The sequence below is a fragment of the Bacteroidota bacterium genome, assembly GCA_016713925.1.
In the GTDB taxonomy this organism is placed as follows: domain Bacteria; phylum Bacteroidota; class Bacteroidia; order AKYH767-A; family OLB10; genus JAJTFW01.
In genome coordinates this window covers 440,318-464,713 of record JADJOH010000007.1, presented here as the reverse complement: position 1 = coordinate 464,713, position 24,396 = coordinate 440,318, and the positions used below count along the sequence as shown (strand labels likewise).

Below are 24,396 nucleotides of genomic sequence, written 5' to 3'. Positions count from 1 at the left end.
TGCTTAATTAGCAGTATTATTTTCAGCAGCAACAAAAGCGTTTTTGTTGTCCACTATAAGTGTAATATGGTTTGAACGCTTGCGGATACGGTGACCGCGTCCTTGCGGGGCCGGGCGAAGACGTTTCAACTGACGTCCTGCGTCAACATTCACTGACTTCACTACTAGTTCCTGCTCCTCTATTTTCAAGCTTTCATTTTTCAATTGCCAGTTGGACAAAGCCGACAGCAATAGTTTTTCCAACCTTCCGGCTGCTTCCTTGGTACTCAGGCGAAGCATAGCCAAGGCCATGTCTACCCTTTTTCCACGGATCATGTCAGCTACCAGTCGCATCTTGCGAGGTGAGGTCGGACAATCATTCAGTTTAGCGTATGCAACACTCTTGAGTGCAGCTTTGCGCGCTGTGGCGACGTTACGTTTTCTGGCTCCCATGATTATTTAGATCCTTTGTCTTTGTTACCGGAATGCCCTCTGAAAGTACGGGTGGGAGCAAATTCTCCGAGTTTGTGTCCAACCATATTCTCAGTCACGTATACCGGAATAAATTTATTCCCGTTATGTACTGCGAAAGTGTTACCAACGAAATCAGGTGATATCATCGATCTGCGCGACCATGTTTTAATAGTAGCTTTCTTTTTGCCATCATTCATCTCAAGCACTCTTTGCTCAAGCTTGTAATCGATGAAGGGCCCTTTTTTAAGCGAACGACTCATGTTTTATATTCTTCAGAATCCTTTTAACAATTATTTCTTACGACGTTCGAGAATGTACTTGTTCGTCGGATTGCTCTTTTTACGTGTTTTATAACCTTTTGCAATGAGGCCCTTACGTGAACGTGGATGTCCACCTGAGGCGCGTCCTTCACCACCACCCATCGGGTGATCTACAGGATTCATCGCTACTCCGCGTACTCTTGGACGAATACCGATCCAACGGTTTCTTCCTGCTTTACCTTTACTTTGCTTATCGTGATCAGCATTTGATACTGAACCTATGGTTGCCATGCAGGTCACCAATACTTTTCTGGTTTCCCCTGAAGGCATTTTAAGAATCGCATAACGGTCTTCACGAGCTGCCAGCTGCGCATATGATCCTGCGCTACGGGCAATCTTTGCACCCTGACCCGGACGCAATTCAATATTATGAACAGTTGTACCCAATGGCACATCTTTCAATGTCATTGCATTTCCTACTTCCGGTGCTGCAGTTGGTCCTGAAATAATGTTCTGACCTACTTTAATTCCATTAGGCGCTATAATGTATCTTTTCTCACCATCGGTATATTTTACCAGAGCGATGAAAGAAGTACGGTTTGGATCGTATTCAATCGTCTCTACTACTGCAGGGATATCGAATTTATCACGCTTGAAATCTATGATACGGTAAAGTTTACGATGACCACCGCCCATATAGCGCATAGTCATTTTACCGGTATTGTTACGACCACCACTACGCTTCATTGAAACGATCAATGACTTTTCAGGCTCACTTGCTGTAATCTCTGAATAGTCGTTCCTTGTCAGGTGGCGCTGACCCGGTGTCATCGGACGTATTTTCTTAATACCCATTGCTCTTTGCTCTTGTCTTAATTAGATATTACTGAAGAAATCAATTGATTCACCTTTCTTAAGGGTAACGATTGCCTTTTTGATATTAGGGCGCTGACCGCTAACGAATCCTGTTTTGGTTCCGCGTGTCTTGGTTTTACCACGATAAATCATAGTATTAACAGATTCTACGTTAACACCATACATCGCTTCAACAGCCTTTTTTATCTCCAGCTTGTTCGATTTTCTATCCACAATGAAACCGTATCGAGGTTGTTTCTCGGTAATCCGGTTCATTTTTTCTGTTACTACTGGCTTCTTCAGAATTTCCATGTTACTCTATAGGTTTATCGTGCCTATGCACTTAATTTATTTTAGAGGATCAACCCGACAGGAAGTCTGTCCGTTTTACCGGACTTTTTTTCAACCGGGCTGTTTATTACTTGAGCAATGTGCTTTCGATCACCGGAAGCGAGCTCTCCGTTACAATGATGTTTGTGGCGTGTACAATATCGTAAGTATTTAAATCACTGGCTGTTACGACTTTACTGCGCTCCAAATTTCGGGACGACAAATATACATTTTTATTCGATTGAGGGAGAACCAATAAGGGTTTTTTATCGGCTACCTGCAGATTTTTTACCAAATCAGCCATTTGTTTAGTTCGTGGCTGGTCAAAATTGAAATCTTCAAGCACCATAATACTATTTCCTTTTGCCTTATGAGAAAGTGCAGAAATACGCGCCAAACGCTTCAGCTTCTTATTAAGAGAGAAGGAATAATCGCGGGGACGTGGTCCGAAAATACGACCTCCACCAACGAACACCGGGCTTTTCATAGATCCGGCACGAGCACCACCGGTACCTTTCTGACGCTTCAGCTTCTTCGTAGTACCTGAAACTTCATTGCGTTCCTTAGATTTATGCGTTCCCTGACGCTTATTCGCGAGGAATTGCTTCACATCAAGATAGATGGCGTGGTCATTCGGAACAGCTCCAAAGACCTGGTCATTCAAAGACGCCTTGCGTCCTGTTTCCTTACCTGAGATATTATAAACTGATACTTCCATGATTATTTCGTCACCGTTACAAATGAACCTTTATGACCGGGGATTGCTCCTTTTATCAGCAGCAGATTTTGCTCCGGCAGAACTCTTACTATTTTAAGATTTTGCAATTTAACGCGCTCATCTCCCTGATGGCCGCCCATGCGCATTCCTTTCATAACCCTTGAAGGCCATGAAGAAGCACCGAGTGAACCTGGAGCACGCTGACGATCATGCTGACCGTGGGTTTGTCCGCCAACTCCACCAAAATTGTGACGTTTAACAACCCCCTGAAAACCTTTACCTTTAGAAGTACCTACGACATCACAAAAGTCGCCTTCCTGAAACAGGTCACACTTCACCAAATCGCCGATTTGAAATTCCTGCTCAAAGTCACGGAACTCCAAAAGCCTGCGCTTCGGTGTTGTACCTGCTTTCTTAAAATGTCCCAGCATAGGCTGAGGCGTATTTTTTCTTTCTTCTCGCCAAAGGCAAGTTGAACGGCACTGTAGCCGTCTTTTTCGACCGTCTTCACTTGAGTTACTACACAAGGGCCGGCTTCAACTACGGTGCAGGGGATGTTTTTCCCGTCTGCATCGAAGATGCTGGTCATGCCGACTTTTTTTCCGATGATACTCGCCATCTTAACTAGGGTTTAGTTGTTTTGGACTAAATAATGATATGTTTACAAGGCAAGATGAACTTACCTGCTTTTTCTTTTTTTAATTCGGATAGGATGTAAAGAACGTTGTTGTACTCTTCCGGTTATCCCTAAACTTTGATTTCTACTTCCACTCCACTGGGAAGTTCAAGTTTCATCAGGGCATCTACTGTTTTTGCTGTTGAGCTGTAGATGTCCAGGAGACGCTTGTAAGAACATAACTGGAACTGCTCGCGCGCCTTTTTGTTAACGTGCGGGGAGCGAAGAACCGTGTAAATTTTCTTTTCGGTTGGCAGTGGAATTGGACCACTGACGATTGCACCTGTAGGTTTCACGGTCTTTACGATTTTCTCAGCAGATTTATCCACGAGATTGAAATCGTAAGACTTTAATTTAATTCTGATTCTTTGGCTCATTTTATAAGAACGAAGTTGTGACTTTCTTTTGTTGACTTAAACTTTTTCAGCTGCTGCTTTACCTTTTGCTTTTGCAATCACTTCTTCAGCGATAGCACGGGGTGCTTCAGCAAAATGAGAGAATTCCATGGTAGAAGAAGCACGTCCGGAAGTAATAGTACGCAACGCAGTTACATAACCAAACATTTCCGAAAGTGGCACCTTCGCTTTCACGACCTGAGCACCTGCACGGGAATCCATTCCTTCCATTTGTCCACGGCGACGGTTAAGGTCACCTACAACATCACCCATGTTCTGCTCTGGTGTAATCACTTCCAGCTTCATGATGGGTTCGAGGAGGATTGGTTTTGCTTTTGGCAATGACTCACGGAATGCAGTACGGGCACAAATCTCAAAGGAGAGCGAATCGGAGTCAACGTTGTGATAAGAACCATCTATCAGACGAATCTTCATCGTTTGCATCTGATAACCGGCAAGAACACCATTCACCATAGCTGCTCTGAATCCTTTCTCCACTGCAGGGATAAATTCACGTGGAATATTACCACCTGTAATTTCATTCACGAATTGTAATCCGCCATTTTTATCTGTTGGCTCAAAATCCGCATCGGAAGGAGAAATGAAAAACTTGATATCGGCGAACTTACCGCGACCACCTGTTTGCTTCTTATATACTTCACGGTGCTCGTAAGTACCTGTGATTGCTTCTTTATAGTTCACCTGAGGAGCACCCTTGTTCACTTCTACTTTAAACTCACGACGCAGACGATCAACAATGATCTCCAGGTGTAATTCACCCATACCACTGATGATAGTTTGTCCGCTATCTTCATCCGATTTCACTCTGAACGTTGGATCTTCTTCCGCCAATTTACCTAAAGCAACACCCAATTTATCCATGTCGGCCTGCGTTTTAGGCTCGATGGCGAGTCCGATTACCGGCTCCGGGAAATTCATGGCTTCGAGTACGATAGGATGATCTTCTGAGCAGAGGGTATCTCCGGTCTTAATATCTTTAAATCCAACTGCAGCACCGATATCACCCGCTTCAATAGAAGGGATCTGGTTTTGCTTGTTGGCATGCATCTGGAACAAACGGGAGATACGCTCTTTATTTCCTGAACGTGTATTCAGTACATACGAACCCGCATCCAGTTTACCTGCATAGCAACGGAAATAAGCGAGACGTCCTACGAAAGGATCGGTAGCGATTTTAAATGCAAGCGCAGTAAAAGGCTCCTTTACATCCGGACGACGTGTTACCTCTTCACCGGTATCAGGATTCGTTCCTGTAATATTATTCTTATCCATTGGTGATGGCATTAATTCCATCACATAATCCAACATCGTTTGAACACCTTTGTTCTTGAAAGCGGAACCACAAAGCATCGGCACCACTTTATTTGCAACGCAAGCCTGACGCAAAGCTGTTAAAATCTCCGATTCTGTAATTGATGCCGGATCTTCGAAATACTTCTCCATGATCTTATCATCAAATTCAGCACAAGCCTCCAGCAATTTCACACGGTATTCAGTGGCTTCTTCGAGCATATCTGCAGGAATAGGCACCTCTTGAAAGGTCATACCCTGATCGTGCTCATTCCATACAATTCCACGGAAGTTCACCAGATCAACCACACCTTTAAAAGTCTCTTCCGCACCAATCGGCAACTGAAGGGGAAGTGCGTTACCACCTAATACTTCACGCACCTGACGTACTACGTTCAGGAAGTCAGCACCGGCACGATCCATTTTATTCACAAAACCAATACGGGTCACATTATAGTTATTGGCGAGGCGCCAGTTCGTCTCCGACTGAGGCTCCACACCATCTACTGAAGAAAAAAGAAACACCAGACCATCCAATACACGTAAAGAACGATTCACCTCAACAGTGAAATCCACGTGACCGGGAGTATCAATGATATTCAGTTTGTAATTGTTTTTTCTGTATGTCCAGAAAGCGGTTGTTGCAGCAGAAGTAATTGTTATACCACGCTCCTGCTCCTGCACCATCCAATCCATGGTAGCAGCACCATCATGCACCTCTCCTATTTTGTGATTAACACCGGTATAATACAAAATACGCTCTGTCGTTGTCGTTTTACCGGCATCGATATGCGCTGCGATTCCGATATTTCGCACAAATCTTAAATCTTTTACTTCCTGTGACATCTTCTCTTGATGATATTACTCTTTAATTTTATCTTAATTTATTAAACGCGAAAGTGTGAGAAAGCTTTATTTGCATCCGCCATACGGTGCGTATCATCCTTCTTCTTCACAGCAGCACCTTCACCTTTAGCAGCAGCGATAATTTCACCGGCCAATTTATCCGCCATACTCTTTTCGTTACGCTTACGGGAATAAAGAATCATCCATTTGATACCTACTGATATTTTACGATCAGGACGTACTTCTGAAGGAATCTGGAAAGTAGCACCACCTACACGACGGCTTTTTACTTCTACAGCAGGCATTACATTATTCAATGCTGTGCGCCATTGCTCCAGTCCGCTTTCTTTAGTACGTGCTTCTACTTTATCCAACGCATCGTAGAACAATTTAAATCCTGTACCTTTTTTACCGGAGTACATGAGCATGTTCACAAAACGTGTTACGAGTGGATCGTTGAACTTTGGATCCGGTAATATTGGTCTCTTCTTTGGTTTAGTCTTCCTCATGGATCAGAATGCTATTGTCTGAGTCTTTATTATTAATTCAATTATTTTTTACCTTTTGTTGCAGGAGCAGCACCCGGTTTCGGACGCTTGGTTCCATATTTTGAACGACGTTGGTTACGACCATCTACACCGGAAGTATCCAAAGCGCCTACGTATAATATGGTAACGAACACCCGGAAGATCTTTCACCCTTCCGCCGCGAATCATTACAATACTATGTTCCTGAAGATTATGACCTTCTCCCGGAATATAAGCAGTCACTTCGAATTTGTTGGTTAAACGTACACGAGCCACCTTCCGCATCGCTGAATTCGGCTTCTTTGGAGTAGTGGTGTACACACGTGTGCAAACACCGCGGCGTTGCGGACAAGAAGTCAGTGCAGGTGATTTACTTTTATCGACCAGCGCCTCGCGTCCCTTACGTACTAACTGTTGAATTGTTGGCATTCTTAATTTTTTACGATTCTGGATCAGTGATTTAGATACACTATACCCCTAAAAAGGGAGTGCAAAGTTAACCAAGAAATTGATTTAAGCAAGATGTTTTTCAAAATATTTATGAAACAAGTGATTAACGCTATTTCTAGGCCATCCAAAATCATGTAAAACCGATACTATTAAAAAATAATCTCGCTTAATTTCAATTACTTATGATTTATCCTGGTTCTATGACAAGCAGTTAAAAACTTAACATTAATTTTAAAAAAAATACGTTCAGCCATTTTTTGAACATTTACACCATTAACCACCGATAACCTCAAATTTTAAAAACATGAAACACCTCTTCAGACTCTTTGCCATCACTTTAACTTGTTTACCTTCAATACTTTTTGGCAGTCACTTAATGGGTGGCGAGATCACCTGGAGGTGTGATGGAAACGGGGCTTTCATCTTTCAGGCAAAACTATACAGAGACTGTAACGGTGTAAATGGTCCCGGTGGAATGATTCTTCAATCAAATAGTCCGGTAACTTCTATTCTATGCTCACTAATTAGCCAAACTGACATTTCGCCTCAAGGGATAGGATGTGCAAGTTGCTCAATTCCAATGGGACTGGCCAATTCTGTTGAAGAATTTATTTATGAATCAGCCCCCATTCAATTAAATGGTACTCCTCCTGCAGGCGGTTGGTATTTCAGTTATACCGACTGTTGCAGAAACGCGGTTATTGCCAATTTAAGCCCAGGAAGCGGATGGTTTACTTTAAGAGCGATCATGTATCCTTTTTCAGGTCAAAATACGAGCCCCTGTTTTGATAACTCCCCGGCTTTTGCTGAACCACCTACTATCGGATTATGTACCAATTCACCATTGAGTTATAATCATGCAGCGTTTGACCCCGATATTGATTCTCTTACTTATAGTTGGGGAGTCCCTTTGGATGGAAACGGGTTTCCGGGTACTCCCTACCCTTATTCTCCGGGATATTCCTTCCAGTCTCCTTTGCCCGGTACTGCCCAAAATCCGCTAAACATACCCGCAACCCTTGATACTGCACAGGGAATCATTTCCTTCTTATCTTATACCCAGGGTGCTTTTGTGACCGTTACAAAAGTCTCTTCTTATAAATGTGGACAATTGGTTGCTGAAATTTTCAGAGAAGTACAAATTGCACTGCTTTCAAATTGTTTAGTCTCATCTTCACCAAATGTTTATAATACAGCACCTGATATGACTCCTGCACCTGCTGTCGAAACTTTTACCCTATTGGCGGGTGACACATTCTTTTATTCTTTCACAGCTTCTGATTTCGAATTACTACCTGTAGCAGCCGGTGGGACTCCTCAGGTGATAACGGTAGAGGCTATGGGAATGGAATTAGGTCTTGGTGATACTTCTTATACGACTGGTTGTTTAGTTCCTCCCTGCGCAGTACTTTCCAATCCTACCCCGTTTTCCTCACCACAACAGTTAACTGAAAGTTTAACCTGGCCAACGTCCTGTGCACATGCAGGTTTTTATAATGGATGTCTGCAATATCAACGAAACTTTCAATTTATATTCAGGATGGATGATAATTTTTGTCCGGCTCATGGTATAAGTATTAAAAGTTTAAATGTATTTGTAACCGGTCCTGAAGTATATGCAGTAGGAAATAGTCTTGCCGTGAGCTACCCCGGTGTATCCATTCAATGGTATCTCAACGGTGTTCCAATTCCAGGTGCAACGGACACCATTTATACACCTTTGCAAAACGGTATCTATACCATCGTTGCTACCACTTCATCCGGTTGCTCCATGCTCTCCAATCCGGTGAACAGGGTATTATCAGGGCAACAGGAAATAGTTTCAAACGAAAGCAGTTTTACTATTTTCCCAAACCCCGGAATGACGAATGGTGTTGTAAATGTATTGTTGAGAAATGTGCCAACGGGTTCAAATCTTATACGCATCTATGATGTTACCGGACGGTTGGCGAAACAGTTTCCAATTGTTATCAATAATGAAAACGAACACCTGATGCTTCAGCTTGATGATTTAAAGAAAGGCATTTACAACATCAGCATCAATGGAAAAGCAGGGATGCTCGAACAAAATTTAATTCTTAACTAACATTCACCGGGGTCTGCAGAGTGAATTAAGTCCTATTTTTGCGGCGGGAACATTAGTTTCCTTCCCTATAAAATATGACCCCTCCTACTCCTGTCTATTCTTCCGCTGAAATTGCACTTCGACATATTCAATCCGGGCAACGTGTCTTCATTCATGGCAGTGCGGCCACACCTACCTATTTAATAGACAAACTAACAGAAAGAGCTTCTGATCTTTCAGACGTTGAACTGGTATTTATCAGTGTATTGGGAGATTTTGCTCCTGCCCGACCTGAGTTTAAAAGTAATTTCAAAATCAATTCCCTCTTTGTCTCAGCACCGATTCGTGAGGCAATTCATGACGGGAGAGGTGATTATGTCCCGGTTTTCCTGAGTGAGATTCCCGAACTTTTCAAAAACAATATTTTACCCATCGATGTTGCAATTGTACATGTATCCGTTCCGGACGAACATGGTTATTGCTCTCTCGGCACTTCGGTAGATATCGCGCGTTCAGCTGTCAACACCGCTAAAAAAATCATCGCACAAGTGAATCCGCGCATGCCCCGGACACATGGAGATGGTATGGTACATGTCTCGCGGTTTGCCGCCATGGTATTCCATGAAGCTCCCTTGCATGAGTCAAAGATGGCGGAAGTTCTCTCTCCGGAAGAAAAGGCGATCGGTAATCATATTGCCGGACTCATAGAAGATAAAAGCACTTTACAAATGGGGATTGGTAGTATTCCGGATGCTGTACTGCATGCACTCACCAATCATAAAAATCTGGGCGTACATACCGAGATGTTTTCAGATGGCATCATTCCCTTAATTGAAAATGGTACCATCAACAATGAATACAAACGAAAACATCCCGGAAAGACCGTCACCGGCTTTTGCATCGGCTCCGAAAAGTTGTACCGTTATATCGATGACAATCCTTCCTTCGCCTTCCTTGATATCGACTACGTGAATGAAACCAAAGTAATCCGGGAAAATCCATCTGTTGTTGCTATCAACAGTTGTATTGAAATTGATCTCACCGGACAAGTCTGCAGTGACTCTATCGGCACCTATCAGTTTTCCGGTGTAGGTGGACAAATGGATTTTATGCGTGGAGCAGCATTATCAAAAGGCGGGAAGCCCATCATCGCACTTACCTCGAGAACCGGAAAGGGAATTCCGAGAATCACCCCCTTCCTCAAACAAGGGGCGGGTGTTGTTACGACCAGAGCACATGTGCATTATGTAGTGACGGAATATGGTATTGCCTACCTTTTCGGAAAAAACCTGCGACAACGGGCAAAGGAGTTAATTGCTATTGCCCATCCTGAGGATCGGGAGATGTTGGAGAGAGCGTTTCATGAAAGATTTAGAGTTATCTAATTACACTTTTGAAAGTGTTTCGTCTAAGATTATTAAATTTTAGATGAGTAGAGATTGCGGTAGCAATAGCAATTTTGCTTCCGGCTTCCGGCTTTGGGTCTTAATGGTGATAATGACTTAGGTTAACCGCAAAGACGCTAGGAATACGCAGGGTACGCAAGGGTTTACCATAACAAATCATAATAATCCTAACAAATCTGCGGCCCATCAGAATTTTATTATTTGCCTGCTATTTCAATGTTTTTCCGTAATTTTATTGTGATGAAAAAATTCTTTTGCGCTTTGTTGTTGATGACTGCGGTTGTTGGGGGTGGGAAGGTATTCGCCAGTTAATACCTTGGTGTTCGGGATAGTGCAGGAATTCACTTCATTAGTCAACCTACAAATTTCAAGTCAGTAATGAAGATGAGAGGCTCTTCATCCACTATCTCGGATAGTAGTGGTTTAATTTCGTATTTCTTTTGTTAAACAATATTTTTCCCTTAAATAATGTATTAGTTAATAAATATGATAGTGTAATGAGCAATGGAAGTGGGTTGTTGGTGGAGGATGGTATCACGATCGTATAATTATTCCAAACCCAAGCAATGATTCCTTGCTTTATATTTTTTCAGCAGGTGTTACCGCTAGTGGTCCTTATGGACTTTACTTTCCACCGCAAACACAGCGCTTGTCATCCAAAAAAATGTAATGTTAAATAATCTTCCTGCATTCGATGCCTTGATGGCTGTTCGCCATGGGAATGGTAGAGTTGGTGGTTGATTTTTCAGCGATGGTTTGCACCAAATGCAACGACTCCCACTAACGCATACTTTTTTTATTTAATAGACCCTTCAGGTATTTCAGGGCCATTTAACCAAAATACTGGATTAGATCATACAACAAATGGTGGGCATTTGATTTTTAGTTCTGAAGGAAATAAGTTTGCAATGGTTTCACTAGCTGGCTTAATTCAACTCTGCGATTTCGACAGATGCAGCGGTCAGATCACTTCCTTTACTGCAATTCAACCGGAAGGAGCCGGACCATTTCCATTGGTATTGACAAGCTGCGCCTTTTCACCCAATGAAAGGTTCTTATATGTTTGTGAAGCCTCACTTAGCACGCAGCCATCTACCATTTGGCAATATGATTTAACATCAAGTAATATTGTTAACTCCAAAGTCGCAGTAGGTGTTTTTACTGATCCGAATATGGGTGTTTGGTCAATACTTAAAGCACCTGACGATAAAATATATATTTCCACCTTTGATGAAAACTACGCCTGGCCTTACCCGGATAAGTTACCACCATCAACTCTAACCTCTCGCATCAACCAACCCGATTCACTCGCCTCCTTCGATTTCAGCCTTTTAGTTTTTACTTGGTGCCCACGTACTGCCTCCCAACAATCCTGATTACAACTCGGTGCCTGGGTGGGCTCGCCGTGATACTTGAGTGTGGGGTGGATGATAATGTACCGCAGCAGGAGGTGTTTTTCAGCCTGGTACAATAGTGAATGGAATATGATTCACGTCAACGCCTCCAAACTCAAAGGCAGAACGGGGAGTTTGCGGTTATTTGATATGGAAGGGAGGTTGGTGTACGAGAAAAAAATTGAGGTGATTGCGGGAGGGTATGTGACGGGAGAGATTTCGATGAATGCGGTGGCGAATGGGGTTTATTTTGTGAATTTAATTACTGAGGCGGAAAGTGTTTCGTCGAAAACTATCAAATTGTAGGTGCATAGAGATCATCGTCATCGAAGGATTTTTTCTTTTTAACCACTAAGGCACAAAGAGCACGAAGAATCACGGAGGAATTTTTTTAAAACAATAACTTTATATTTATTTCAAAATTCAACCCTTCATTCAAAACATTCATCAATTCATCAACTCATCAATTCATTAATTCCTCCTTGGTGAAGAGAAATTCGATCGCAATTAAAATTACTGATCAATGGTAAGTTTCTGATGCGACGCGTAGGCTCTCCATTTTTCGATGACGGATTGGAAATCGGGAGGGAGGATGCTTTCGAAGAACATGAATTTGCCGGTGGTGGGGTGTTCAAAGCCGAGGGACTTAGCATGGAGGGCATGGCGGGGTATCATCTCAAAACAATTTTCAACGAATTGCTTGTACTTGGTAAAAACGGTTCCCTTGAGGACGCGGTTGCCGCCGTAGGTTTCGTCGTTGAAGAGCGGATGGGCAATATGTTTGAGATGGGCTCTTATCTGATGGGTCCTCCCGGTTTCGAGTTTGCATTGGATGAGAGTGACGTATCCAAATCGTTCCAATACTTTGAAATGAGTGATGGCATGTTTACCATGTGTGCCATCAGGAAATACATCCATGACCTTTCTGTCTTTTAAGCTTCGCCCGATATGTCCGGTGATGGTTCCGGACTCTTCCGAAAAATCACCCCATACCAGCGCTAAGTAAAGCCGCTCAATGGTACGATCAAAAAATTGTTTGGAGAGATGCGTCATCGCCTGCTCTGTCTTGCCAACAACCACTAATCCCGAAGTATTTTTATCGATGCGATGCACCAGGCCCGGACGAATAGATTCTGATTTTATCGGCTGGTCGATGAGATCAGGATACATGATATGCACGAGTCCGTTGACCAGGGTACCACGATAATGTCCGTAAGCAGGGTGAACCACTAAGCCGGCCTGTTTGTTAATGACGAAGAGCTGATCATCTTCGTATACGATATCCAATGGAACATCATCCGGATACAATTCAATATCGCGTGGTGGATGTGCAAGCACAACGGTTACTGTATCCCCGGGCTTCACCTTATAACTCGACTTCACCGCTTTCCCATTGACCAAAATGGAACCTGCTTCTGCCGCTATCTGCAAGCGGTTTCGGGAAACATTCTGTAAACGGTTGATGAGAAATTTATCGACTCTCAGCAGCGATTGATTCTTATCTGCTACAATCCGATAATGCTCGAATAATTCATCCTGCTCCTGCTCACTCGCTTCTTCCGATCCCTCAGGCAAGGTATCGTCCAACTCATCTCCTGTAACGATCATTATCTTGAAATTATTAAACGGCGTTGTGCCAATATTGCTTGCTGATTGCGTACCCGAACGATATAAACACCCGGAGAAAATGCATTTGTTTCCAGACGCGTAACGAGAGAAGAGGAATGCACCAATCGTCCATCCACACTCCAAACCTCCAACTGCTCACTTCCATTCGATTTGCTGAAGATAAAATTCACCATACCATCAGCAGGGTTTGGAGCAACTGTGAAATTATAGTTGTCCGGATTCTCTTCAGGTACTCCTACAAACAACGTGGTATCGCCCATCACCGGACGCATCATGAATGTACCGGGAGTGATGGCAGTTTGTATCCAGCCCGCACCCACATTGTAAAACATTCTTGAGTTTGAAGCCGTATTCCTGTCGTAGCCCAGGTGTAATCCATCTCCAAGTACTTGCTGGAAGCCGATATAAATTGTTCCACTAACAGGGACAATCTGATCAAGGACGTATGTCGCATATCCATTGATAACACTGGTATAAGCGGGACGTTGGGCCGATTCCTGGTAGATCACCGTTTCCGGATTCAGGCTACTCCATACTTTAATTGAAAACAGTTTATTACTCACGTTAGGGCCTTGCTGAAGAAAGAAATAGCGAATGGCCCGAAGTGTATCCGGCTTCATGATTTCGAACTTCAGTGCGACTTTACCATTTGGAGCATTGATGAGATCGTACCCCACTTCCGCACTGCCATCGTCGAAACTATAATAATTATAAAACTCCTGTGTATAGGTAACGGTATCATTCGATTTTAATCCACCGAAGGCATTACCATTGGTGAAATAATTTTTTACTGTGAATCTGTTGCTGTCTGCTGCCAAAGAAGGGGTGTTCGGAAAGATGGAATCCACTCCAAAATCATATTTCAATTGAATATTATTGGGTCGGCCCGGAAATATATTTCCATTGTCGGCTCCAAAACCGGAAACATAATTCCCGTTATAGTTATATATCCTGTTGTTAAAACCCACATCAGCAGGTGATGGGTCGTTCACACGGTATTGCATAGCCGAAGAATCTCTCAATAAATTTTGCTGATCAATGGATGAGAGGGAAACAAAATGATCCCATGGAACGGATGAATATTCCTTCATGAGACTGGTGGCGGGCAGCGTCATGGCTACATCTGAGAGAACGGTATCCATTTGTCCGGTAAACTGATTGTAGGCCCTGTACATGCGAATATAATCAATATGCCAGTGATCCAGACTTCCTGTTCGGGAGCCATAGTTCCTAAACCGGAAACGAAAACCATCCTGCAGCCAAACGGCATTGGTTACCCTCACCTGCACATTGGTAAAAATGGTATCCTGTCCGCCGGAAATCAATCCACGTAAAAACCACTGACGACTCCATTGATTGGTAGAAGGATTATAAAAATCGAGCACCAATGAATCTCCTGAATCGGGACCATCGCCCCAGCCTTTCTTCTGCCAATAGAAACTCAGTGTAATACTGTCGGAAAGTGAATATACTCCCCCACCCTGGGAAGAAGGACGGGTCAATAAGCGGATATACTTCGACGTGAGTGTATCACAACCGCCCTGAATGGTAGAAGCTGAATTATCGTAGGGGTTTCCTTCCGCATTTAATCCATCAAAAGTGGCCACACCAATGGTGAGCGGATTACGAGGGAAGGTACTGTTGATATAAACATAATTATCGGTCCATAAATCGGTAGAAGGATAAACGGCAGTGGTAGAGAAATCATCGATAAACGGAAGATCAACAGTATCTGTTAAATTGGCCATTCGGAAAGAAGAGGCAGGATGATCGGTGAGATATTTCTGAATGACCGGATTATTTCTCAGCGGCACCAAACGTTCATGTTGGGAAAACACATTTGTAACACAGAGCATAGTGGCGAATAAAAATATCAGGGAGTAGAACTGCTTATTCTTCATTTCGAATTATTTTAACTTATCAGGTGTTTGGGTAAAGAAAAGATCAATGGCTTCACCCTGTTTTATATAGATAGAATCACCGGGTTCAGGAACCTGGCGATACACTTTTGCTGCTGCTGAATCTTCCACACTCTCATCATAGACCATGGCGCCGGGATTGAGTGAAGAACCTTGCAATACGAACAAGGCTTCATCAACTGTCAGCCCTTTAAGCGATGGCACTTCCACTTCTGTATTTCCAATTCCATCTCCCAAAACCAGATCAATGACAGCACCCTTGGTGATATCAGCACCGGCTTTTATTTCAGCACCATTATACATTAAGGATAAGACCGCGTTTTTTGCAAGATCGGGTTTGTAGATGATCTGTCCGACTTTTAAACCGTATGAAGCCAGAATTGCCTCGGCTTGTCGCTGCGATACATCAATGAGATTCGGAATTTTCACTTGTGGTGGAACGGTACGGGTAACGGTTACATAAATCGTTCTCCCTTCCTTCACATTCATATTCGGAGCGGGATCCTGATCGATGACTACTCCGGGAGGTTTATCCAGAATGAATACAGAAGAATCGGCCACTTTCACCTGAAACGATTTTCCTTCGAGAAATGCTTCCAGTTCTTTAAACTTCATTCCTTTTAAATCGGGAACTGTTATTGTTTCTCCATGGTTAGTATATCCATTTAGCCATTTATAAGTGCCAAATAAAATAACAAAGATGAGCAAGGTGGCCAATGTAAAATTGATGACGAAAACCCGGGAGCAGATGAATTTGAATAGCTTCTTCATGAAATTATTTATGCCGGTTGACTTTGTTTACGTTTTCTACCGAAGTCCAGAATTTTATCAATGAACTCATAAGGCCGGTAATGTGCTATGGCCGCCTGATGGAAGATACAGGTGGCGGGTGTCATACCGGGGAGGGAATTCACTTCGATAAAAATGACTTCTACTTTTTCTGGAGAAAAAATCCGCACGAAGGCATCAATGCGTGCATAGCCTTCAATTTTCAAAAGACGAGCTGCCTTTTCAAATTCACGTTTTACATAGGATGAAATCAATTTATTCTCTTCCTGATCACGACTGTACCGGGCGGAAGTGATATTCTGCCCCTGCCCTGCCAGGAATTTTTCTTCCAGCGAGAGCACATCTCCCTCTGATAAAGCCTCGGAAGCTTCAAATACTTCGTATTCCAATTGACCGGCTTCGTTGACAGCTGTGAGCATACCTCCGGTAATTTCGATAAACCGGCTTGCACCATTGGAAGTGATCAAATCTTCGAACAAGATATTTTGCTTTATCGGAAACTCTTCCTTCGGTTTAATTTTTAATATTTCCGCCAGATTTGCCTCCAACTCCTTATTGGTTCTAAAGACGAGACGCACATAGGCTTCCAACTCTTCCCTTGAACGAATAATCTTCACGGCTGAGCTGCAACCATCGTCCACCGGCTTGGCTATAAAGGGGAACGTAAATTTTTCGGAAATCGTATTTAAGAAGAGGGCGGGATCTGCCAGCCAGTCAAATTCATTGGCCAGATAATGCTTAGCTACTTTAAAATTATTCTTTCCCAGCAGCTCATTCGTCCGGTATTTATCAATGGTGATTTGAGAAGAGGCCGGCCCGGAACCATTGTAAGGAAGTCCCACTTTTTCGAGTTCCACCTGCAGGGAGCCATCCTCACCGGGACGACCGTGCAAGGCGATAAAGACTACATCGCAACGCTTCGAAAGTTCATCATAGGATAGACGTTGAGGGGCTTCGAGGTTGCGGGAATTGGCAAAGCGGTCAGTAAGTTTACTGCAACGCCCGATAATTTTTTCAATGACCGGATGAATATGGAAATCGAGGATTTTCTCGCGAATATCATCGGCATTATCCTTCAGGAGGACATTGATCGGAATGGTATAGAGCTCGTGCTGTTTTTGATTTCCGGTTAAGAAGACGGGGAGCACTTCGTACTTATCACTGGAAGCCAGTTTCTCATAAATATTTCTTCCGCTTTCCACAGAGATGTGTCGCTCTGAAGAATAGCCGCCAAGTATAACGGCCGCGCGGGTACGCTTTTCAGAAGCATGGTGATTCGTATCGATCAACTTATCGAATTTACGTAAAAGAGCAGGCCCCTTATCGTATTGTTTCGTATCGCTGATACGGTTGCGGAGAGAGGTGTAGAGAATATAAGTGATAAATTGAGAGGGATTCATTCCGATCTCTGCTGCCTGATGGAAGAAAAAAGAACTCGGCATCATTCCCGATGTGGTATTGGGATCATTGAGGAAGATCTTTCCCTGATCATTGATAAAACCATCGATACGGGCATATACATCAAAATGCAATGAAGTAAATAGCTTTTCACACAAGATGCGAATGGCTTCTATTTCATTATCGGGCAACTGGATGGGTGTGATTTTACGAGACAAACCCGGCAGATATTTCGAACGATAGTCGAAGAGTTCTTTCCCTTTACGGATCTCGGTTGGAGGAAGTGCAACAGGCAATCCCATCTCATCTTCCACCACAATACAGGAAAACTCCTTTCCCTGGATGAATGCTTCCACCAGCACTGAACTTTCTCCATCTCTTGCAACAAGCACCAGTTCCGGATCGTTTTCAGAAAAGAGGTCGAGCATCACACTCAGCAACTCCTCCGGATGGTAAAATGTACGGTTACCGATCATCAGCGGCAGCCCTACTCCTTCACGAATATCCGATACTTCCCTCACCCAGACCACCTTCGTCTGGAAGTCCATGGTATCCCATTCACATTTAGTTATACGACGAATGAAGAAAGCGCGGTTCATTGCATTCGTAAAGGAATCTATTTCGTCCTGCTGCAAGATACTAACGCCGATGGATGAACCCTGATTGGCGGCTTTCACTACAAGAGGCAATCCTGCTGTCTGCTTTGCCTTCGAATAAATTTCTTCCCGATTTCCTTTGAGCCATTCTTCCCGCTGAATGGTGCAATACTCAGGAACATCAAACCCGGCATTCTTCATCAACTCCTTTTGAATCGCCTTATTCATCCCGATAGAAGAAGATAAAATTCCGGAACCGGTATAGGGTATTCTCAGATATTCCAACAAACCCTGGATGCGACCGTCTTCTCCGTCACTGCCATGCAGGCATAAAAAAGCCATATCGATAATGGAAGAGAGTGCTGTCGGTTCAATTCTGGAACCTACTTTATTGACGAGTTTCACTTGTTCCTGACGATCGAGGTCGCCCAATGATTCTGCATAGACCTGGAAAGCATGCGCTGAAGGAGGAATCAGCTCTGCGGGGGGATAAAAATCGCGGATGCTGCCTTTGTAGATGAACTCCCAGGTCAGAAGAATGAGATTCCCGAAACTATCCACAAACAAGGGGATAGGTTCGAAGATTGACTTATTGAGATTATCATAAACTGTCCGACCGCCTGCAAAAGAAACCTCTCTTTCACGGGAACAGCCACCAAAGACGACTCCGATACGCAATTTTTCCATGGAGAACAAAGGTAGGAAATTAGAATCGGCTATAACCGGAGGCGATGAACAGATTTCAGGTATTCACTGTTGAAAATAAATTCCAAATACCCTTCAGGAAAATTACCGTTTAACGATGAAATCATGAAATAATTTCAATGCATTTGCTCTATGAGAAATCGAGTTTTTCACTTCGGCAGGCAATTCTGCGAATGACTTCTCATAGCCCTCCGGAACAAATACCGGATCGTATCCAAAGCCACCTGTCCCTCGTTGCGCGTTGGAAATTACACCCTGAACGGTGCCTTCAAAGGTAAAGACCTCTCCATTTTGAACATAAGCGAGTACCGTTCGAAAGCCGGCTCGACGATTTTGAACACCTTCCAGCTGATCCAGTAAAAAAATTACATTTCGTGCATCGTTTCGCGGGAGACCGGCAAAATGCGCTGAATCAACACCCGGCTTACCGCCAAGGACTTCCACCTCCAGACCACTATCATCCGCAACACATTGCATACCAGTCAATTCCCAAACTCTTAATGCCTTTTGAATCGCGTTACCCTCAATCGTACCGGAAGTCTCGGGTAATTCCTCTGTCACACCGGCCTGCTTTAAGTCGAGCAATTCGAAACTTTCGGGGAGGATTTTTCGTATTTCTTTCACTTTGTGCGGGTTATTTGTGGCCAGCACCAAACGGATCATATGCATACTCTTATCTTTGACTTACCAAACACCAACAAGATGAACAGAATATACGCAGTAATTATCTTCATCTTATCACTATCGGGAACTGAAATGGCGGCACAATGCCCGACTCCATCGTTCACTGCTCCCGACTCCGCCTGTAAAGGTACTTCTGTTTTATTTTCAAATGCCTCTACCGGAAGTAATTTATCCTATAGTTGGGATTTTAATGCTGCAGATACGCGTTTTGTTCCTGCGGGAGGAATCACGGGAACATATCCGACAGAAATTGCTACAAGTACAGGGATAGACTTCATGAAAGAAAACAATAATTATATTGGATTCAACTTAAAATCATTTGCAAGTTTAGTCAGGATTGAATACGGAAATTCCCTCTCCAACACTCCTGTATTTACAAGTCTCGGCGATGTGGGCGGAATGATTGGCTCCGGTAACCAGGACTTCATATTATTTCATGAAAATGGAAATTACTATGGCTTAATAAATACCGTCTTTGGACAATTGACAAGAGTTTCATTTGGAAACAGTCTTCTAAATACACCTACAGCTACTGCGGTAACATTACCGCCGGGATTATTTGCATCACCTTCCAATATGGCCCTTAAAAAAATGGGAAACGATGTTATAGTACTCATAGCAAATATTTCAGGTGGCAATGTCACGGTGATCAATTTCGGAACATCCATTACCAACAATACTCCGGCCGGCTATAATATTGCTGTTCCCGGAACCAGCCCAATAACTACTGCATTGGTGAACGACTGCGGACATATGTACGGGTATGTTGCTTATGTAAGCGCATCACCAATAACGATAATTGATTTCGGAAATGCGGTAACTTCAACACCTGTTCAAATTTCTGATTTCACGTTTAGCACGCAGTATGCTTATCGAAAAATCAATATGATCAATGAAGCCGGAAACTGGATACTGCAATGCAACACCTACGGTGGTGAGTTGTTCCATGCTTTTCATCTTGGTACCAATGCGGGAAACACAACGCCCATCTATCAAAACCAAGGAACCATTGGAGCCTTTGGATCCGGTTTTTGGACATATGCAATTAAGAAAAACGAAAGTGAAATTGGAGGTATTGCCTGTAATTACAATACCGGCGAACTTTCCTGGTTTAAATACCCACAAATAGGAAATGTAATTTCTGAAGTTTCTTCAGATGAAAACCCCATGACAATTTTTAATGATTCGGGAAACTTTGTTTATAGTTTAACTATAACCGACACGGTAAGCGGTTTTGCCACAACAATCAGGGACTCCATCTACATTAGTGAAGCACCCTCTTCTTCTTTTACCAGTACAGCTGCTTGTACCTCTGCTCCCACTTCTTTTGCCAGTACAAGCACCGGAAATCCTACTATCTATGATTGGAATTTTGGAGATGGTCAAACAGGGAGTGATAGTACTCTTTCAAATATCTATACAACTTCAGGCAACTATGATGTGACGCTGATCTCCATTAATAGTGCAGGGTGTCGCGATACAGCAACCAGTCAAATCACAGTAAATGACCCTCCCGTTTCCGATTTCCTATTTGCAAACAATTCTTGCGCTGGCGCATCTATTGTATTCACAGATAACTCCACCACTTCAGCGGGGTCACTTACCAGTTGGTCATGGGTTTTTTCACCTCTTGATACATTAACAGGAAATCAGGTAAACTATAGTTATAATTCAGATGGTTCTTTTCCTGTACAACTATTTATTGAAGCCAGTACCGGTTGCATAGATTCTACTTTAAAATATGTCAATGTTGTTCCGGGTCCAATTGTTTCGTTTTCAGTTTCCAATACTTGTCTGGGAGACACCGTTAATTTCACTAATTCTACCGTAATAACAGGTGGAATTAACATTGACTATGTATGGAATTTTACTTCAACCGATACCAGCTCACTTGTTCATCCAACTTTCGCTTTCTCACCATTACAGGCCGGTGACTATCCGGTGGTATTGACTGCAACTGCTACTAATGGATGCATCGACACCATGACGGATACTATTCATATTGGTCCTCCGGCAACCACTTATTTTCACATTGACGATGATACCATTTGTGCTAATAGTGGTGTAGTATTAACGGATTCCAGCAGTATAGCAAATGGAGAAACCGTCATTCGCAGAACATGGGACTTTGGTGATGGACAAAGCGACAGTTTACTTTCCACCATCAGTCATACCTATGCTACCGCAGGGACCTATTTCGTTACTCTTACCTTACAAACTAAAACGAACTGTTCTTCCTCTCTAACAAAAACTATTCATGTAATTTCAAGTCCGGAAGCCGACTTCAGTTTCACCGATATTTGCGAAGGTGGAACGGCAGAGTTTGTAGACCTAAGCCTTAGTGGATCGTCACTACCTATCAGTAACTGGAGTTGGTCCTTTGGAGACACCAACACCTCTGTATTACAGAATCCGATGAATCAATATACAGACACCGGCAATTATTCTGTTGCATTGACAGTATCAGACAATAATGGATGTAGCGATACTATTTCCAAAACGATCATTGTGTATCCAAATCCTACAGTGTACTTTACTACCAGCAAGGCCTGTACGTATAATGAAATCACCTTCACTGACAGCAGTACAATAAGTTCCACACAAATCATTGACTGGACATGGAATTTTGGCGATGGAACTATTTTAGGAGGCGTTCAGGATCCTCAGCATATATTTACCCAATCAGCAGCTTATCCTGTTCAGCTTATTGCCACTACAGATCAAGGGTGTAGGGATAGTATCATTAAATTAATAGCTGTAGATGAGTCGCCGGAATTTCAATTGTTAACTTCTAAAGCATGTTTTGGAAATCCCAACAGTTTCAACTTTACTCCTATTGGTAGTGTGGTAACAAACCCGGGCTACAATTGGGATTTTGGAGATTCAACTTCATCCTTGCAAGCGCAACCGTCGCATACCTATACATTCTCAGGTCTAAAAACTGTTATATTCACCTACACCAATTTAAACAATGGATGTTCTTTAAATGACACTCTTATAGCAGAAGTGATTCCCAATCCGGTTTCTGATTTCATAACCGATTCGACTTGTGTAGGTGATACCATTTTTTTAAACGACAACAGCAGTTCGGCTATAGATCCCATCAATCAATGGAAATGGAAATCAACAAATTTCCCGGTTCAGGCAACCTTGCAAAATCAATCCATAGTAACAACGACATCAGGGATTTTTAACGTACAATTAGAAGTCATCAGCAATTATGGTTGTAAGGACTCTATAAGTAAAAACGTAGTTGTTTTTAACTTGCCTCAAACCAGTTTTACCACTGACCCTGACTTTGGCTCACCCCCACATCAGGTAACATTTACTAATACTTCAGATTCCGGTTTTTATTTATGGGATTTTGGCGACGGTTCACCGATAAGCACAAATGCCTCTCCGATACATGTGTTTTCAGACACCGGCACCTTTACCATACACCTTATCACCACTTCAGGTAAAGGATGCATAGACAGTGCACAGTCCACGGTATTAGTCTTACTTCCTTATCTAGATATTGCTGTAGAATCCAGCAATTACCTGGAAACTGTGGATGCTTATGAGGTAACTGCTACGTTTAGAAATTTAGGAAATATAACGATAGAAAATTTTGATATAAATGCATTTCTCCAATCGAAGAGTCCTGTTTCAGAATACATTGATAATGTCAATATTCTTCCGGGAAATCAGACCAACATAAAATTAAAAACCAGATTCCTGAAAGATGCCAGTGCACCGGAATTCATTTGTGTAAAAGTGACCAACGTCAATCATACCACAGATGCTATAAGTGCAAATAATGAAGATTGTTCCTCTACAGCAAAATCACAAGAAATCCTGGGAGCATATCCAAATCCAAATGACGGAATTTTTATTATACCTGTAAACTCGATTGATGAAAAAGAAATAAATATTCAAATTACTGATGTTTATGGGCAATTTGTCAGAGAAGCTCAACTCTTCTCATTAGCCAAGGGATTTAATCGTCTCCAGATGGATATCAGTGATCTTCCATCAGGATCTTATATTTTAAGTATTATTGATGGAGAAGATACGTATTATCAGAAAATCATAAAAAGATAAAAACCGGGATCTTTAACTTATCATAACTTTACAGGATAAACTATGTATTTCCGTAGGTGGCGATAATATCATAATGTTCCAATCCGGTGGAATCCATTTCCTTTTCGTCCACTTTGTGAATATGGTAACCATATGAAACAATCAAGTTAATTAAATCTTTTGATGTCACTCCCTGCCTGGAAAGATTCAGGCTATTCACCTCAATGAATAATACCGGTCTGAATTTCTTACAGGAATTTACTGCGCCTTTGAGTACATTCAATTCAAATCCTTCCACATCAATTTTAAGAAAATCCAATCGGGTGATGCTATTTCTTTCCACAAATTCATCTAGTGTAATAGCTTCTACCATTCCTCCTTCCTGGTCTGCATCCTTACGCATGTAGATACCCCCACTATTATTATAAGTCAATGGATCAAAAAAAAGTTTTTCAGCTCTATCAGAAAGGGCAATATTCTCCACTTTAACGTTCGAAAAAGAGTTGAGAGCAAGGTTATCCATACACTTAGCATACGTAAAAGGCACCGGCTCAAACCCGTAAACGAATCCGCCTTTTCCAACCAAATGGGCAAAACTCATTAATGTTTCACCGATATTGGTACCTACATCGAAAATAACAAAACCGGGTTTAATGAGTGGATATAATTCATTACGATGTTCCACATTCAAATCAAAATAAATCACCCACTCCATGTACTCTGAAATATCCAAATTATAACCCACACCATGTCGGACCACCTTTCTGAATGTACGAGGTGGGTATTGATAATTTTGAGGAATACATTTGACGAAAAAATTAGTATAGCCCTTTCCACTTGTCAAAAATGGTAGTGCTCTATCCATAGAAAGCAATCTCAGGATATTCCTGAAGAAATTAAAAAAAATCAACTTTCCGGGTTTCATCTG

Annotated in this window: 19 protein-coding genes and 2 pseudogenes; 5 read left to right on the top strand and 16 right to left on the bottom strand. The window is 42.5% G+C overall.

Annotated features, from left to right (window positions below):
* Window positions 1-3: 3 nt before the first annotated feature.
* The 10 genes and pseudogenes from rplV to IPJ86_09940 all read right to left on the bottom strand — a co-directional run bounded on the left by rplV (window position 4) and on the right by IPJ86_09940 (window position 6,800).
* Window positions 4-432, bottom strand: coding sequence for a 50S ribosomal protein L22 (gene rplV / locus IPJ86_09985; GenBank protein MBK7887597.1), 429 nt, complete (start codon window positions 430-432; stop codon window positions 4-6).
* 2 nt (window positions 433-434) lie between these two features.
* Window positions 435-713, bottom strand: a complete 279-nt coding sequence (rpsS, locus tag IPJ86_09980; protein ID MBK7887596.1) for a 30S ribosomal protein S19 — start codon at window positions 711-713, stop codon at window positions 435-437.
* Window positions 714-743: 30 nt separating this feature from the next.
* Window positions 744-1,568, bottom strand: a complete 825-nt coding sequence (rplB, locus tag IPJ86_09975) for a 50S ribosomal protein L2 (GenBank protein ID MBK7887595.1) — start codon at window positions 1,566-1,568, stop codon at window positions 744-746.
* A 21-nt stretch (window positions 1,569-1,589) separates the two neighbouring features.
* On the bottom strand, window positions 1,590-1,880 hold the full coding sequence (gene rplW, locus IPJ86_09970) for a 50S ribosomal protein L23 (GenBank protein ID MBK7887594.1): 291 nt from the start codon (window positions 1,878-1,880) through the stop codon (window positions 1,590-1,592).
* A gap of 106 nt (window positions 1,881-1,986) precedes the next feature.
* Window positions 1,987-2,616 (bottom strand): 50S ribosomal protein L4, encoded by a 630-nt coding sequence (gene rplD / locus IPJ86_09965; protein MBK7887593.1) that lies wholly within the window; start codon window positions 2,614-2,616, stop codon window positions 1,987-1,989.
* A 2-nt stretch (window positions 2,617-2,618) separates the two neighbouring features.
* Window positions 2,619-3,235: pseudogene (rplC, locus tag IPJ86_09960) on the bottom strand (50S ribosomal protein L3).
* Between the two features lie 128 nt (window positions 3,236-3,363).
* Window positions 3,364-3,669, bottom strand: coding sequence for a 30S ribosomal protein S10 (gene rpsJ / locus IPJ86_09955; protein MBK7887592.1), 306 nt, complete (start codon window positions 3,667-3,669; stop codon window positions 3,364-3,366).
* A 36-nt stretch (window positions 3,670-3,705) separates the two neighbouring features.
* Window positions 3,706-5,844 carry an elongation factor G gene (gene fusA, locus IPJ86_09950; GenBank protein MBK7887591.1) on the bottom strand — a complete coding sequence of 713 codons (2,139 nt, stop codon included), beginning with the start codon at window positions 5,842-5,844 and terminating at the stop codon, window positions 3,706-3,708.
* 41 nt (window positions 5,845-5,885) lie between these two features.
* On the bottom strand, window positions 5,886-6,353 hold the full coding sequence (gene rpsG / locus IPJ86_09945) for a 30S ribosomal protein S7 (GenBank protein MBK7887590.1): 468 nt from the start codon (window positions 6,351-6,353) through the stop codon (window positions 5,886-5,888).
* A 41-nt stretch (window positions 6,354-6,394) separates the two neighbouring features.
* A pseudogene (locus IPJ86_09940) lies at window positions 6,395-6,800 on the bottom strand (30S ribosomal protein S12).
* A 325-nt stretch (window positions 6,801-7,125) separates the two neighbouring features.
* Here IPJ86_09940 and IPJ86_09935 point away from each other — a divergent pair.
* The 4 genes from IPJ86_09935 to IPJ86_09920 all read left to right on the top strand — a co-directional run bounded on the left by IPJ86_09935 (window position 7,126) and on the right by IPJ86_09920 (window position 11,992).
* The gene (locus tag IPJ86_09935; GenBank protein ID MBK7887589.1) at window positions 7,126-8,907 is read left to right on the top strand and encodes a T9SS type A sorting domain-containing protein; all 1,782 of its coding nucleotides are present in this window, start codon (window positions 7,126-7,128) and stop codon (window positions 8,905-8,907) included.
* Window positions 8,908-8,981: 74 nt separating this feature from the next.
* Window positions 8,982-10,271: an acetyl-CoA hydrolase/transferase family protein gene (locus IPJ86_09930; GenBank protein MBK7887588.1), complete on the top strand. Its 1,290-nt coding sequence runs from the start codon at window positions 8,982-8,984 to the stop codon at window positions 10,269-10,271.
* A gap of 929 nt (window positions 10,272-11,200) precedes the next feature.
* On the top strand, window positions 11,201-11,668 hold the full coding sequence (locus tag IPJ86_09925) for a hypothetical protein (GenBank protein ID MBK7887587.1): 468 nt from the start codon (window positions 11,201-11,203) through the stop codon (window positions 11,666-11,668).
* 51 nt (window positions 11,669-11,719) lie between these two features.
* Window positions 11,720-11,992 carry a T9SS type A sorting domain-containing protein gene (locus tag IPJ86_09920; protein MBK7887586.1) on the top strand — a complete coding sequence of 91 codons (273 nt, stop codon included), beginning with the start codon at window positions 11,720-11,722 and terminating at the stop codon, window positions 11,990-11,992.
* 207 nt (window positions 11,993-12,199) lie between these two features.
* Here IPJ86_09920 and IPJ86_09915 read toward each other — a convergent pair whose 3' ends face one another.
* The 5 genes from IPJ86_09915 to rdgB all read right to left on the bottom strand — a co-directional run bounded on the left by IPJ86_09915 (window position 12,200) and on the right by rdgB (window position 19,382).
* On the bottom strand, window positions 12,200-13,294 hold the full coding sequence (locus IPJ86_09915) for an RluA family pseudouridine synthase (protein ID MBK7887585.1): 1,095 nt from the start codon (window positions 13,292-13,294) through the stop codon (window positions 12,200-12,202).
* Window positions 13,294-15,216, bottom strand: coding sequence for a T9SS type A sorting domain-containing protein (locus tag IPJ86_09910; protein ID MBK7887584.1), 1,923 nt, complete (start codon window positions 15,214-15,216; stop codon window positions 13,294-13,296). The genes IPJ86_09915 and IPJ86_09910 overlap by 1 nt, the downstream gene beginning before the upstream one ends.
* A gap of 6 nt (window positions 15,217-15,222) precedes the next feature.
* The gene (locus IPJ86_09905; protein MBK7887583.1) at window positions 15,223-16,005 is read right to left on the bottom strand and encodes a PASTA domain-containing protein; all 783 of its coding nucleotides are present in this window, start codon (window positions 16,003-16,005) and stop codon (window positions 15,223-15,225) included.
* Between the two features lie 8 nt (window positions 16,006-16,013).
* Complete coding sequence (locus tag IPJ86_09900) at window positions 16,014-18,695, bottom strand: D-alanine--D-alanine ligase (GenBank protein ID MBK7887582.1); 2,682 nt, start codon at window positions 18,693-18,695, stop codon at window positions 16,014-16,016.
* 111 nt (window positions 18,696-18,806) lie between these two features.
* Complete coding sequence (rdgB, locus tag IPJ86_09895) at window positions 18,807-19,382, bottom strand: RdgB/HAM1 family non-canonical purine NTP pyrophosphatase (protein MBK7887581.1); 576 nt, start codon at window positions 19,380-19,382, stop codon at window positions 18,807-18,809.
* 42 nt (window positions 19,383-19,424) lie between these two features.
* Between rdgB and IPJ86_09890 the strand changes: the two genes are divergently transcribed.
* Entirely contained in the window at window positions 19,425-23,489 is a 4,065-nt protein-coding gene (locus tag IPJ86_09890; GenBank protein MBK7887580.1) for a PKD domain-containing protein, read from the top strand.
* Between the two features lie 40 nt (window positions 23,490-23,529).
* Here the strand turns inward: IPJ86_09890 and IPJ86_09885 are convergent, their stop codons facing one another.
* Window positions 23,530-24,333: an FkbM family methyltransferase gene (locus tag IPJ86_09885; protein ID MBK7887579.1), complete on the bottom strand. Its 804-nt coding sequence runs from the start codon at window positions 24,331-24,333 to the stop codon at window positions 23,530-23,532.
* Window positions 24,334-24,396 lie beyond the last annotated feature (63 nt).